General features: G+C 61.2%; 11 protein-coding genes. 6 read left to right on the top strand and 5 right to left on the bottom strand.

The genetic code is table 11. From position 1 onward, the window contains the following. Positions 1 to 80: 80 nt before the first annotated feature. The 6 genes from rsfS (at position 81) to EEQ99_RS22710 (ending at position 5868) form a co-directional block, all read left to right on the top strand. Complete coding sequence (gene rsfS / locus EEQ99_RS22685; protein WP_032984631.1) at positions 81 to 524, top strand: ribosome silencing factor; 444 nt, start codon at positions 81 to 83, stop codon at positions 522 to 524. Between the two features lie 118 nt (positions 525 to 642). Continuing rightward, complete coding sequence (rlmH, locus tag EEQ99_RS22690) at positions 643 to 1125, top strand: 23S rRNA (pseudouridine(1915)-N(3))-methyltransferase RlmH (protein ID WP_063473856.1); 483 nt, start codon at positions 643 to 645, stop codon at positions 1123 to 1125. A 176-nt stretch (positions 1126 to 1301) separates the two neighbouring features. Next, on the top strand, positions 1302 to 2702 hold the full coding sequence (locus EEQ99_RS22695; protein WP_063473857.1) for a murein hydrolase activator EnvC family protein: 1401 nt from the start codon (positions 1302 to 1304) through the stop codon (positions 2700 to 2702). Then, positions 2692 to 4014 carry a S41 family peptidase gene (locus EEQ99_RS22700; RefSeq protein WP_028759099.1) on the top strand — a complete coding sequence of 441 codons (1323 nt, stop codon included), beginning with the start codon at positions 2692 to 2694 and terminating at the stop codon, positions 4012 to 4014. Before EEQ99_RS22695 ends, EEQ99_RS22700 begins: the two co-directional genes overlap by 11 nt. 75 nt (positions 4015 to 4089) lie before the next feature. Next, the gene (locus EEQ99_RS22705) at positions 4090 to 5283 is read left to right on the top strand and encodes a divergent polysaccharide deacetylase family protein (protein ID WP_063473858.1); all 1194 of its coding nucleotides are present in this window, start codon (positions 4090 to 4092) and stop codon (positions 5281 to 5283) included. A gap of 51 nt (positions 5284 to 5334) precedes the next feature. Next, positions 5335 to 5868: an RNA pyrophosphohydrolase gene (locus EEQ99_RS22710; RefSeq protein ID WP_047615822.1), complete on the top strand. Its 534-nt coding sequence runs from the start codon at positions 5335 to 5337 to the stop codon at positions 5866 to 5868. 130 nt (positions 5869 to 5998) lie between these two features. On the opposite strand, the gene bfr is transcribed toward EEQ99_RS22710, so the two are convergent. The 5 genes from bfr to EEQ99_RS22735 all read right to left on the bottom strand — a co-directional run bounded on the left by bfr (position 5999) and on the right by EEQ99_RS22735 (position 12831). Continuing rightward, positions 5999 to 6484: a bacterioferritin gene (bfr, locus tag EEQ99_RS22715; RefSeq protein ID WP_047615824.1), complete on the bottom strand. Its 486-nt coding sequence runs from the start codon at positions 6482 to 6484 to the stop codon at positions 5999 to 6001. Then, a complete protein-coding gene (locus EEQ99_RS35205) occupies positions 6450 to 6848 on the bottom strand; it encodes a (2Fe-2S)-binding protein (RefSeq protein WP_080759938.1) in 399 nt (132 codons plus the stop codon). Before EEQ99_RS35205 ends, bfr begins: the two co-directional genes overlap by 35 nt. A 121-nt stretch (positions 6849 to 6969) precedes the next feature. Further along, positions 6970 to 10434 (bottom strand): error-prone DNA polymerase, encoded by a 3465-nt coding sequence (locus EEQ99_RS22725; protein ID WP_063473860.1) that lies wholly within the window; start codon positions 10432 to 10434, stop codon positions 6970 to 6972. Next, the gene (locus EEQ99_RS22730; RefSeq protein WP_280178098.1) at positions 10431 to 11975 is read right to left on the bottom strand and encodes a Y-family DNA polymerase; all 1545 of its coding nucleotides are present in this window, start codon (positions 11973 to 11975) and stop codon (positions 10431 to 10433) included. The genes EEQ99_RS22725 and EEQ99_RS22730 overlap by 4 nt, the downstream gene beginning before the upstream one ends. Continuing rightward, positions 11887 to 12831 carry an ImuA family protein gene (locus EEQ99_RS22735; RefSeq protein WP_063473861.1) on the bottom strand — a complete coding sequence of 315 codons (945 nt, stop codon included), beginning with the start codon at positions 12829 to 12831 and terminating at the stop codon, positions 11887 to 11889. Before EEQ99_RS22735 ends, EEQ99_RS22730 begins: the two co-directional genes overlap by 89 nt. Between the last annotated feature and the right edge of the window lie 13 nt (positions 12832 to 12844).

The following is a 12844-nucleotide window of genomic DNA, read 5'->3' on the forward strand; positions in this document are numbered from 1 at the left end:
TACCTTAGCATGTCTTGAAACATTAATGGTTTGATGCCTATCTTAACCATGATCCGGTCTCGATCGGATCTGTGTTGTGCATAGTTTGTCATTCCAGGAAAGGGAAAGCACTGACAACAGTACACGCCAAGGGAAAAACGCTCGCCGTTATCCCGAAGAGTGCGGAACGTGGCGCCGATGCCGCCGCCCGTGCCCTAGAAACCGTCCTCGCCAGCCTTGAGGACTCCAAAGCTGAAGATATCGTCACCATCGACATTGCCGGAAAATCGGCGCTGGGAGACTACATGATCGTCGTCTCCGGCCGCTCGAACAGGCATGTCATGGCGATCTCGGATCATCTGCTGACCGACCTTAAGGACGACGGCCTCGGTACGGCCCGCGTCGAAGGTCAGGAAGGCGGGGATTGGGTCCTGATCGACACGGGTGACATTATCGTGCATGTGTTCCGTCCCGAAATCCGCGAGTTCTACAACATCGAAAAGATGTGGGCGGCTCCGGATATGGATGAAGAAACACGGCACTGACAGGCAGGCCGGCATTCTGTCCGGCGCCTGAGACGTGGCATTGGCTGGCCGGAAAATATCACAAGCCGGCCGGTGGCGCAGTGTGCGCCCGATGTGCCGCATGAGCGGGAGCGGATGAATGCGAATAGGTCTTTTTGCGGTGGGACGGCTGAAGTCCGGCCCCGAAAAGGATCTTGTGGCCCGCTATCTCGACCGTTTTGCCAAGGCCGGCCCTGCCGTCGGCCTCGAATTTACCCGTGTTGCCGAAGTGGCCGAAAGCCGTGCCTCCAATGCGGAAACCCGCAAGCGTGAAGAGGCGGCGATGCTTTTGAAATCGCTTGCCGATGGCAGCATTCTCATTCTTCTCGATGAACGCGGCAAGGCGCTCGACAGTGAAGCCTTCGCAAATCTGCTCGGCTCCTATCGCGATCAGGGCAAACGCGAACTGACCATCGCGATCGGCGGCGCCGACGGCCTCGATCCCTCCCTGTACGATCGTGCCGACGCCACGCTGTGTCTTGGCAAGATGACCTGGCCGCACCAGCTGGTGCGCACGCTGATCGCCGAACAGCTCTACCGCGCCGTTACCATCCTGTCCGGCCACCCCTATCACCGCGTCTGATGCCGCGGCGGCCCAATGCGTCGCCCAGCGCGTCGTAATGTCACGCAGCCGTGTTTGCTTGGACACTCGCTGTCCGTCGAACGTTCTGGCAAAGCGCGCCAAATCAGCTTAGTCTTCGCGCGATTTGAGAAAGTGCCCCAACACGCATGACGAGAGCATCCACCAGGCGACACCGCATGATCCTGCCGGCTATCGCGGCCGGTGTCGGTGTGGCGGTGATTGTCGTGTCGGCAAATCCGTTCATCGTCCGGGCGCAGGAAGCCGCCCCCGAAGCGGCACAATCCGCACCGCAGCCGGCAGCCGAGCCGCCACCGCCCGATCCCGCCGCCGAACTTGCCGCCAAGCGTGATCAGACCCGAGCCGAACTCGAAACCCTGTCGAAGACCATCAGTCTCTCCACCGACAAGGTGAGCGCGCTTCGCCGGAGCATTGCCGATCTGGAAAAGAGCACGGAGAGCATCCGCCAGGCGCTGATCGATTCCGCCGCACGCCGCAAGGCGCTTGAAAGGCAGATCCTCGAAAGCGAGAAGAAGCTTGCCGGTCTCGGCGTCAAGGAGGATGGCATCCGCCGTTCCCTGCATGAGCGCCGCGGCCTTCTGGCCGAGGTGCTGGCAGCACTCCAGCGCATGGGCCGCAACCCGCCGCCCGCTTTGCTCGTCACCCCCGATGACGCGCTCGCATCGGTGCGGAGCGCCATTCTGCTCGGCGCGGTCGTGCCCGGCATCCGCAAGGAGACCGACAAACTTGCCGCAGACCTCGCAAACCTCGCCGCATTGCAAACCGCAAGCGCCGCCGAAAAGGCCTCGCTGACCGCGACGATGACGGATGGCATCGAGGAGGAGCGGCGCATGGACCTGCTGCTTGCCGAAAACGACAAGCTCAGCCGCAACAATGCCGCCGAACTCGCAGCCGAGAGAAGACGCTCCGAAGAGCTGGCGGGCAAGGCGACGAGCCTTGAAGGCCTTGTCGCCTCGATGGAATCCGAGATCGCTTCGGTGCGGGACGCTGCCGCCGCCGCCCGCCAGGCGGAGGAGAACCGCAGGCTTATGACGGACGAGCAGCGCGCTCAGGCCAGGGCGCTCGCCGACAGCGGCGTGCCTGATAAAAACCGCATTGCGCCCGCATATCCCTTCGGAGAATTGAAGGCGAAATTGGAGGTGCCCGTTGCGGGCGATATCCTGCGCCAGTTCGGCGATGCCGACGGCACCGGACACGAGGCCATGGGAATGACGGTCGCCACCAATCCGGAGACGGTGGTGACGGCGCCTGCGGATGGCCTGGTGGTTTTCGCCGGCGCGTTCCGCAGTTACGGCCAGATGATTATCCTCGACGTGGGCGATGGATATCACCTGGTTCTCTCGGGAATGGATACGATCAATACCCGTCAGGGAAAGTTCGTTTTCTCCGGCGAGCCGCTTGCCGTGATGGGCGCAAAAAGAGTGGCAAGCGCAACTGCATTGGCGCTGGAAACGGACCGGCCAACGCTTTACATTGAATTTCGAAAGGACGGTAAACCGGTCGATTCCCGGCCGTGGTGGACCTCCAAAGACACTGGAAAGGCACGCAATGATTCGTAGGGCTTCTCTTGTTCTGGTCGGCGCATTGATGGGTGCGACCGCAATGAGCGTCATTTACTCGGCGGGTGTGCCGGCAGAAGCGGCCGGATCCTCTACATACAAGGAACTTTCGGTTTTCGGCGATGTCTTCGAGCGCGTGCGTGCGCAATACGTGACGCCGCCGGCCGAAGACAAGCTGATCGAGAACGCCATCAACGGCATGCTCTCCTCTCTCGATCCGCATTCGAGCTACATGAATGCGAAGGACGCCGAGGACATGCGCACCCAGACCAAGGGTGAGTTCGGCGGTCTCGGCATCGAAGTCACGATGGAAGACGAACTCGTCAAGGTCATCACCCCCATCGATGATACGCCCGCCGCCAAGGCCGGTGTTCTCGCCGGTGACTATATCTCCGAGATCGACGGCCAGTCCGTGCGCGGCCTGAAGCTGGAGGACGCCGTCGAGAAGATGCGCGGCGCCGTCAACACGCCGATCAAGCTAACGCTGATCCGCAAGGGCGCCGATAAGCCGATCGAACTGACGATCGTCCGTGACGTCGTCGCCGTCCAGGCAGTCAAGTCGCGTGTCGAGGACGATGTCGGTTATCTCCGCATCATCTCCTTCACCGAGAAGACCTATCCCGACATGGAAAAGGCGATCAAGAAGATCAAGGACACCGTTCCGGCTGACAAGCTGAAGGGTTATGTTCTCGACCTGCGCCTCAATCCGGGCGGCCTGCTCGACCAGGCGATCAACGTCTCCGATGCCCTGCTGCAGCGCGGCGAGGTCGTTTCGACCCGCGGCCGCAATCCGGATGAAACCCGCCGCTTCAATGCCGGCCCGGGCGACCTGACGGATGGCAAGCCGGTGATCGTGCTGATCAATGGCGGTTCGGCTTCCGCATCGGAAATCGTCGCCGGCGCTCTTCAGGATCTGCGCCGTGCCACCATTCTCGGCACGCGCTCTTTCGGCAAGGGCTCCGTCCAGACGATCATCCCGCTCGGCGAAAACGGCGCGCTGCGCCTGACCACGGCGCTCTATTACACGCCGTCGGGCCGCTCGATCCAGGGTACCGGCATCACGCCCGACATCAAGGTCGAGGAGCCGCTGCCGGAGGAACTGCAGGGCAAGATGGTGACCGAAGGCGAATCCAGCCTGCGCGGCCACATCAAGGGCCAGAGCGAGACGGATGAAGGTTCGGGCTCCGTTGCTTACGTCCCGCCGGACCCGAAGGACGACGTTCAGCTGAACTACGCGCTCGACCTGCTGCGCGGCAAGAAGACCGATCCGGCCTTCCCGCCGAACCCGGACAAGGCCGTCGTCGCCAAGTAATCGATCATCTCAAGGCCGGGCACCTCGCCCGGCCTTCCCTTTCTGCTGTTTCCCGGTTTTGGAGCGGGCGAAAAATTGGGAACGGACCTGCATGCGCCTTTGGGCCGCAACCGCAAAACCGGCAGCCGGCGCCCGGGTGTTCTGCGCCTGGGCCGCATCGCCGCCAGTCTCTGCCTTTTCGCGATAGGCGGCTTTTCGCTCTATACGGCATTTCGCGGCGATGGGCTCGAACGCAGCAAACCGCCTGCGGCCGAGCAGCCAGCAACGCCGCCTTCCCAGCCTCGGCCACCAACGTCAGCCGCCAACCAGGCGGCTGACGGCATGCCGCGCGCCGAGCCGCGCTCGGGCGCCAATGTCGAGCAGATGGTCACCGGTGACGGCTCCGTCGTCACCAAATACAGCCCGCGCCCGCGTGACGGCAGCGGGCCGGTGCTGGTCGATGCCATGCAGATCGGCCAGGATCCGCGCATGGCAGCTCAGCCGAATGAAGCATTGCTCGAAGAAACCCCCTTGGGCAGGCTTCCGATCGTCGGTCCGGATGGCCGGCGGCCGATGGATCAATATGCCCGTCCTTCGTCCGGCGCGCGCGGCGTCCGCATCGCCATCGTCGTCAGCGGTCTCGGGCTCAGCCAGACCGGAACGCAGCGCGCCATAGCGGACCTGCCGGAAGAGATCACCTTCGCTTTCGCCGCGAGCGGCAACAGTCTGCAGCGCTGGATGCAGGAAGCCCGCCGCGGCGGCCACGAGATCCTGTTGCAGGTACCGCTCGAACCATTTGATTATCCGGCGAATGATCCGGGTCCTGAAACCCTGCTGACCACGAAGCCGGCCGCCCGCAACATCGAGAACCTGCACAAGGCGATGGGCGAGATCACCAATTATACCGGCGTCATGAATTATCTCGGCGGCCGTTTCTTGTCGGATCCCGCCGCCATGGAACCCGTGATGCGCGATATCGGCAAACGCGGCCTGCTGTTCCTCGACGACGGCACTTCGGCACAATCAAAGACGGCGACGGTGGCCAAGGGAACCGAACTGCCTTATGCTTTTGCCGATCTGCAGCTCGACGGCCAGCTCGATATCAACGCCATCCTGAAGAAGCTCGACGAGCTCGAGCGCATCGCCCGCAAGAACGGTCAGGCGATCGGCGTCGCATCGGCTTTCGATGAGAGCGTTGACGCCATCGCCAAATGGAGCGAGGGGGCCGCGATGCGCGGCATCGAGATCGTCGGCGTCGCCGCCCTTTCCAACGACCCCCGGAATCCTTGATAAGAATCCTTGATAAGGATCCCTGAGAAGAATCCCCTAACGGAGAAAAAGATGAGCCAGGCGACTGTGAAAGCCGAGGATCTGCCCTACCGCCCCTGCGTCGGCGTGATGATCTTGAACCGCCAGGGTCTCGTCTGGGCCGGGCGGCGCATCCCCGACGGCAATTCCGAATATGACGGCTCGCCGCAGCTCTGGCAGATGCCTCAGGGCGGCATCGACAAGGGCGAGGATCCATTGGACGCCGCCTACCGCGAGCTCTACGAGGAGACCGGCATGAAGACGGTGACCCTGCTCGCCGAAGCGCGAGACTGGATCAACTACGATCTGCCGCCGGCACTGATCGGCATCGGGCTGAAAGGAAAATTCCGCGGTCAGACGCAGCGCTGGTTCGCCTTCCGCTTCGACGGCGACGACAGCGAGATCGCCATCAACCCGCCGCCGGGCGGCCACGAGCCGGAATTCGATGCCTGGGAGTGGAAGCCGATGCAGCAGCTGCCGGGGTTGATCGTCCCCTTCAAGCGCGCCGTCTACGACCAGGTCGTGGCCGAATTCCAGCATCTGACGACGCTGCAATCGGAAGATTGATTGAGCAGGAAGACCGCTTCGGTTTGCGCTCGGCAAACGGGAGCAAGGTCCACGACAATGCCAGATGAAGAATATCGGGCCAGGTGAAGAATATCGGCCGCCGATGGGGCGGCCGATATCGGCAGGGGCCTTATTCAGCCTCGTCGGCGGAGTCGGCGTTGAGCTGGCCGTATTTGCTCTCGCCGATTTTCTCGAGCAGATCGATCTGTGTTTCGAGGAAGTCGATATGACCTTCCTCGTCCGCCAGCAGCTCTTCGAAAAGCTTCATGGAGACGTAGTCGCCGGCCTCATGACAGATATCGCGCGACTTCTTGTAAGCCGTGCGGGCGTCATATTCGCCGGCAAGATCGGCTTCCAGCACTTCCTTGACGTTCTGGCCGATGCGCAGAGGTGCAAGGGTCTGCAGGTTGGGATGGCCTTCGAGGAAGATGATGCGCGCAACAAGCCGGTCGGCATGATGCATCTCTTCGATGGATTCGGCGCGCTCCTTCTTGGCGAGCTTGGTGTAGCCCCAGTCCTCAAGAAGACGATAGTGAACCCAATATTGGTTGACCGCACCGAGTTCGAGGAACAACGCCTCGTTAAGCCGCTCGATGACCTTTTTGTCGCCTTTCAATGTCCGCTCTCCTGTTTTCCTCATGGAATTGTTTCAAGCGGGACATGAAATCAAATATTTCGGTCTCCGTCGAGTGGCGACGGGCGTGATATTCCTCGGTCGTCTGGATAATGATGTCGACGACGTTGGGAAAACAGCCGCAGCAGCGGCCGCGTTTTTCCATGGCGTGGTAGACCTTCGCAGGCACGATAAGCTGCCAACAGTCTTCATCGAGAAGGTTGGTGATAACCTCCCGGATTTCCTTATCGGTTATATAATTGCAGCTGCAGACGAGCACGTCTTCATTCCAAACATGACACTGACTATCGTGTTTTCTGCTAAAGAAGATGGTGGCTGTCAAGAAAAAATTCGAGCCCCGCATCATTGAATAACAGCGTCCGGATGAGACCCCATGCATATCGTCTAAAATTATGCAGAGGTTTCAGGATGATGACGCCACAAGGCCGATGAAGACGCGCCGCATGCCCTGATCGGGTGACGCTATTTTAATGGAAGTTGCGTCCGCGCGGCATCACTTCAGCCGTTGCCGCCGCGCCCGCATGGCGGTCTGTTGCAACCATGCGTTTTTCCAGCTCCACCCTCTCTTGCGCATGCGCAAGCTTTTTCTGCCGCGGATCGCCCCCCGGTCTCAGCACTTCGTCTGCTCGTTCGCAGGCGCCGAAACGCCGGGCCTCGCGGTGCAGGATCCCGAGCGCCGGCGTCATATCCTCGATATGCTCGACAACGGTATGGATCACTCCGCTCTGGCTTTGCAGCCTGCCGCGGATTTTCACCAGCCGAGCACCCATCACGACCGATCGGTATTTATCGAACATTTTCGGCCAGACGATCGCATTGGCCACACCGGTTTCGTCTTCCAGCGTCATGAAGATCACACCTTTGGCCGAACCCGGTCGCTGGCGCACCAGCACGAGGCCGGCGATCGTCACCCGCTTTCCGCTGGCGATCTTCAACAGATCGACATTGCGCGTGATGCCCGTCCTTTGAAACTCCTCCCGCAGGAAAGAGACCGGATGCGCCTTCAGCGACAACGAGAGATAACGATAGTCCTCGATGACCTGTTCTCCCGGCAGCATGTCCGGCAGCTTCGCCATAGGTTCGATCTGGAGGTCGATATGACGGGCCTGCTCGAAAAGCGGTAGTTCCTCGGCTGCGCTCTTCACATCCAGCGCCCGCACCGCCCAGAGCGCTTCGCGCCGCGACAGATCGATCGACCGGAATGCATCGGCATCCGCCAGCCGCTCGATGACGGATTTTTGCAGACCGGACCGCAGCCAGAGATCGCGCACCGAACTGTAACCTTCGCCTCGATTGCCGACCAGTCGTTCCATATCGTCTATCGAGAGGCCTTTGATCTGGCGAAAACCCAGTCGCATCGCATGCCGGGTCTTGATGATCGTGCGCATCTTCTCATGCCGGAAATCGACGGCATTCCGATCGAAGACAGCTTCTTCCAGTCCGCAATCCCAGTCCGATTCATTGATATCGACCGGCAGGATCCTTACCCCGTGCTCGCGTGCATCCCGCACCAGCTGCGCCGGCGCATAAAACCCCATCGGCTGGGAGTTCAGCATCGCCGCGCAGAAGACATCGGGATAATAGGCCTTGAGCCAAGAGGAGGCATAGACGAGCAGCGCGAAGGAGGCGGCGTGGCTTTCGGGGAAGCCGTATTCGCCGAAGCCTTTGATCTGGTTGAAACACTGCTGCGCGAATTCCTGGGCATAGCCCTTTGAGACCATTCCCTCGATGAACCGCTTTTCGAAATTGCCGATCGTCCCGGTTCTCTTGAATGTCGCCATCGCTCTGCGAAGCTTGTCGGCTTCCGCCGGTCTGAAGCCTGCGGCGGTAATGGCGATCTGCATGGCCTGTTCCTGGAACAAGGGCACGCCGAGGGTTCTTTCCAGAACCGTTTCCAGCTCCTTGCTCGGATATTCGATCGGAATGTTCTTGGCCTGCTGCTCCCGGCGCTTCAGATAGGGATGCACCATATCGCCCTGGATCGGTCCTGGCCGCACGATCGCCACCTCGATGACGAGGTCGTAGAATAGCTTCGGCTTCAGACGCGGCAGCATGCTCATCTGCGCCCGGCTTTCGATCTGGAAGACGCCGAGCGTATCGGCCCGGCCCATCATCTCGTAAACCGGCTCGCCTTCGTCCCCATGCTCCTTGTTGCCGAGGTCTGCGAGCGTCTTCTTCACGTCGTAATGCAGTTCAAGCAGCGAGAAGGCCTTCCGCAGGCAGGTCAGCATGCCAAGCGCCAGCACATCCACCTTGAGGATCTTGACATTGTCGAGGTCGTCCTTGTCCCACTCGATCATGTAGCGATCCGGCATCGCCGTCTTCATGATCGGCACCACCTCGTCGAGACGGTCCCGCGTGATGACGAAGCCGCCAACATGCTGGGTGAGGTGGCGGGGGAAACCGAGAAGCTCGGACGCATATTTCAGCACGTTCTGCGTCACCGGATCCTTGATGTCGAGGCCGGCCGCCTTGGCATCCCGTTCGGAGAGATTGTCCTCCGACCAGCCCCAGACGAGGCTGCTGATCGCCGACTGAACATCCTCCGAGAGCCCAAAGGCCTTGGCGACCTCACGGCCGGCCGAACGGGTCCGATAGGTGGTCACCCCCGCCGTCAGTCCGGCATGTTCTATGCCGTATCTCTTGTAGATGAACTGGATGACCTCTTCGCGCCGGTCATGCTCGAAATCGACATCGATATCCGGCGGTTCGTCACGATCCATCGAAATGAAGCGGTCGAAGAGCAGCGTGCTCTTCTGCGGATCGACTTCCGTTATCTCAAGACAATAGCAGATGACCGAGTTTGCCGCCGATCCGCGCCCCTGGCACAAGACCTTAAGTTCATAGCGGGCGTGCTGGATGATCTTGTGAACCGTCAGGAAGTAGGAGGCATATTGCTTATCCCCAATGAGTTTCAGTTCATAATCGATCTGTTGCGCCACCTTGGGCGGGATACCGTCGGGATAACGCCTTGCGGCGCCCGCTCTCGTCAGTCTTTCCAGGGTCTCCTGCGGCGTTTCGCCCGGATCGTTTTCAGGCGGATAATTGTGCTCCAGTTCCTTCAGCGAAAAGCTCAGCTTGCCGAAAAAGGTCTGCGTATTTTCGATCGCATCAGGATAGTCCCGGAAGATCCGGGCCATTTCACGTGAATCCTTGAGGTAACGTTCGGCATTCGGCGCCAGCAGGAATCCGGCTTGTGGTATCTGCACATGCTCCCGGATCGCGATCACGACATCCGAAAGCGGCCGGCGTTCAGGATGGTGGTAAATCGGCTGGTTGGTGGCAATCAGCGGCACGCGGTTTCGGGCAGCCAGCATCGAAAGCACCGCAAAGACCTGCCTCTCGCGGCCGTCATAGGCTGGCGCCAGCGCCATGAAAAAGGCCTTGCGGAATCGCCTGCGAAGCCGCTCCAGATAATCGTCCAGCGTCGACTGCCCCGCCTGATGATCGACAAGGCTGCGGTCGGGAACGAGGGCGAGCATCATCTCGTCCCCCCATTCCGCAAGCTCCGCTTCCGTCAGGATGCAGCTTCCCTTGACCGCTTCTTCCTTCAGATTGCCGGCGCTGAGAAGGCGGCAGAGGTTTGCCCAGCCTCGCCGGTTTTGTGGATAGGCAAGGATATCAGGCGTTCCGTCGGAAAAGACGAGACGCGCGCCCGGTTGAACCCGGATAGGATCGAGAATGACCTCTGTTTTTCCCTTCTTCTTCGCCTCAGCCAGAATCTCATCCCTGTTCTTGTATCTCTCCTCAAGCTGCTCCGCCTGGGCATGCGCTCGCACAACGCCGGCAACCGAATTGCGGTCCGCAATCCCGAGACCGCCGAGCTTCAAATAAGCGGCCTGCACAACCATCTCTTCCGGACCGGAGGCGCCTTCGAGAAACGAGAAATTCGTTCTCGTGCCGACCTCGAAGAATGCCCGTGCGGTTGTCATGCGAACACGCCGTGCATGAACCAGCGAGGGTCAAGCTCCTGACCATAAAAACCACGACGATAGATCCAGAAGCGATGCCCGGTCTCATCCTCAATGCGGAAATAGTCACGCGCCTCGGCCTCATCCCCATCGATCCACCACTCCATGGCAATCCGTTCCGGCCCTTCGCTTCTTGCCACCTGATGCTGCATGCGCCGCCAGCGGAAGATCTGCGGCGGACCATCGGGCACTTCGGCCATCATGATCTCGACCGGCTCCGGCGTTGCAAAGAGCCGCAACGGGCGCTCTTCGCGGAAAGGAAGTTGGATGTCCCGCGCTACCTTCCGCCTGGGAAGACTCTCCATTACAGGAACCGTAATGACGGCGCGTTCCGGCACATGACTCTCGCGAAGCTGGAAGCTTTGCAGGCAATCCGCACCAAGCCGGGCCGACACCCGGTCGACGAAAACAGAAAGCGAGATCTCTCCCTGACGATCGCCCTCGAAATCCTCCTGCGCTTCGTTGAAGGAATCGTGCCGCAACACATTCAACCGCAGGATCTCGAAACCATAGCCGGCATCGAGATCATCATAGACCGCCTGCAATCGCTCGGAAAAAAGCCCGGCAATGAGCTTTGGTTCGCGCAGCGGCTGCGAAGCGCCGACGGAGATACGAAAGACCCTGCCGTCGACGCGGAACAGGACCAGTTCGAACACCCGCCCGCCAGCCCCTCGCGCCTCCAGCGACGGCTGCAGCGACATGGCGACCTGCCTGGTGACGGCAAGGATCTGCTCTTCCGTCCCGATGGGCTCCATCAGCCGGCTTTCGGCCGAGAGGCTGGCGACAGGACGCCGGGGAGAGACCGGCTCTTCTTCATGCCCCAGCGCCTGGTCGAGACGCAGAAGCAGCTCCGGCCCGAACCGGCGGGTTAGCGGCGCTCGCGGCGCATCGATGACATCGCCGATATATTTCAGGCCGAGCTTCTTCAGAGCATCGACGGTTTGTCCTTCCAGCCGCAAGGCTGTAACCGGCAAGGACACCAGCACATGTTCCGCCTCTTCGTCCTCGATCACGCCACTCTGCCCGAAGCGGGACACCGCCCAGGAAAGGCCGGGCGATGATGAAATCGCGCCCCGTGCATCGAACCCCATATGAAAAAGCCGCGACAGCACATCCCGAAGAAGCGCCTTTTCACCGCCGAACAGATGGGCGCAGCCGCTAATGTCGAGAAACAGACCGTCCTTGCCGTCGAATGCCACCAGCGGCGTATAACGGTCGCACCAGTCGGCAATTGCCTCCAGCAGCCGGCGGTCGGCCGCCGGATCCTCTTCCGCGACCTCGAGCATTGGATACATGGCGCGCGCTTCGGCAACGCCCAAATCCTTCCTCAACCCCAGCCTCTCGGCCAACTCGTCCAGTGCCGTCAGCCGAATGGCATTGTTGAGCTTGCCGGAACAGACGATAGGCGGCGTCTCAGGACGCCCTTTCGAACGCCAGGAGAGCCCCCATCGTTTGCGGGCGATGCGGTCCGTTGGCAGATGCGGGAAGCTGAGCGCCAGAATGCGCTGACTGTTGGCCTGGAGGACGAACGAGGTTTGGTTCGGCGACAGGGAGAAATTCGCGTTCATGGGGATTCCACTCCAGAAGAAAGGAGAGCGGAGCCGGATTGCGGCTCTTCTCCAGCGTGAGACGGAAAATCGGATTGCCGATGCTGCCGGAAAGCCTCGATCCGTCCGGCAACGGCCGTAGACCGGCCGGGGCCGGTTCGACATGCAGACGGAAAGCCGCACTGCTTGCCTCCTCCGCTCCGGCCTGGCGCACGAGAAAGAGTGGATGGCGGGCAGCCCGCGCCCGAAGACTGAGCCTGCGGCTTTCGGTCAGCCCGAAATGGGCGGGATTGCCTCGCACTTCGAAGATGACGGCCGAGAAGGCAGCGCTTTCCACCGCCGCCTCCACCAGCCAGAGCGCCTCGTCCAGCTTGCGTGGCGCGGCGTGGAGAAACCGCTCCGGGCTCAGTCCGAAATCCCGAAGTCCGGGGGCATAGGGACGGCCGGCCTCCAGCGTGCCGATTGCATCGCCGATCCAGAGCAACGGCAGAAACCTGCCGGCATCCGCTTCCTGTTTCTGCAGCCGTGCGGCAACAGCCATAGCCAGCCCGCTTGCCGCACCGGCATCGCGAGACAGAGCCGAGCGGAATTCGGTGATCGCATCGAGCGGCAGGCCGCCTTCCAGTGCCCCATCGAGGAACTCTATTCCAAACGGCAGGGGCGGCAGAGTGCGCTCCTGGCGGGCCTTGCGTCCTTCCGCCACGGCTTCCCGTTCCGCCGCGGCAAGCGCCGGCGCGGGCTTTCCCTCCAGTCTGGCGATGGTTTCGCGGAGCGCAAAAAGCCGCTCGCGCGCCAGGGCGTGCTGCGCCATGGCGTTCTCCAAT

This window comes from Rhizobium anhuiense, assembly GCF_003985145.1.
GTDB classification, from domain to species: Bacteria; Pseudomonadota; Alphaproteobacteria; order Rhizobiales; family Rhizobiaceae; genus Rhizobium; species Rhizobium anhuiense.

What these genes read in the sequence shown, in the direction of transcription:
- EEQ99_RS22735 (WP_063473861.1), bottom strand. Translation starts at nt 12,831, where the DNA reads ATGGCGCAGCACGCCCTGGCGCGCGAGCGGCTTTTTGCGCTCCGCGAA.
- EEQ99_RS22700 (WP_028759099.1), top strand. Translation starts at nt 2,692, where the DNA reads ATGATTCGTAGGGCTTCTCTTGTTCTGGTCGGCGCATTGATGGGTGCG.
- EEQ99_RS22695 (WP_063473857.1), top strand. Translation starts at nt 1,302, where the DNA reads ATGATCCTGCCGGCTATCGCGGCCGGTGTCGGTGTGGCGGTGATTGTC.
- EEQ99_RS22710 (WP_047615822.1), top strand. Translation starts at nt 5,335, where the DNA reads ATGAGCCAGGCGACTGTGAAAGCCGAGGATCTGCCCTACCGCCCCTGC.
- EEQ99_RS35205 (WP_080759938.1), bottom strand. Translation starts at nt 6,848, where the DNA reads ATGATGCGGGGCTCGAATTTTTTCTTGACAGCCACCATCTTCTTTAGC.
- EEQ99_RS22725 (WP_063473860.1), bottom strand. Translation starts at nt 10,434, where the DNA reads ATGACAACCGCACGGGCATTCTTCGAGGTCGGCACGAGAACGAATTTC.
- rlmH (WP_063473856.1), top strand. Translation starts at nt 643, where the DNA reads ATGCGAATAGGTCTTTTTGCGGTGGGACGGCTGAAGTCCGGCCCCGAA.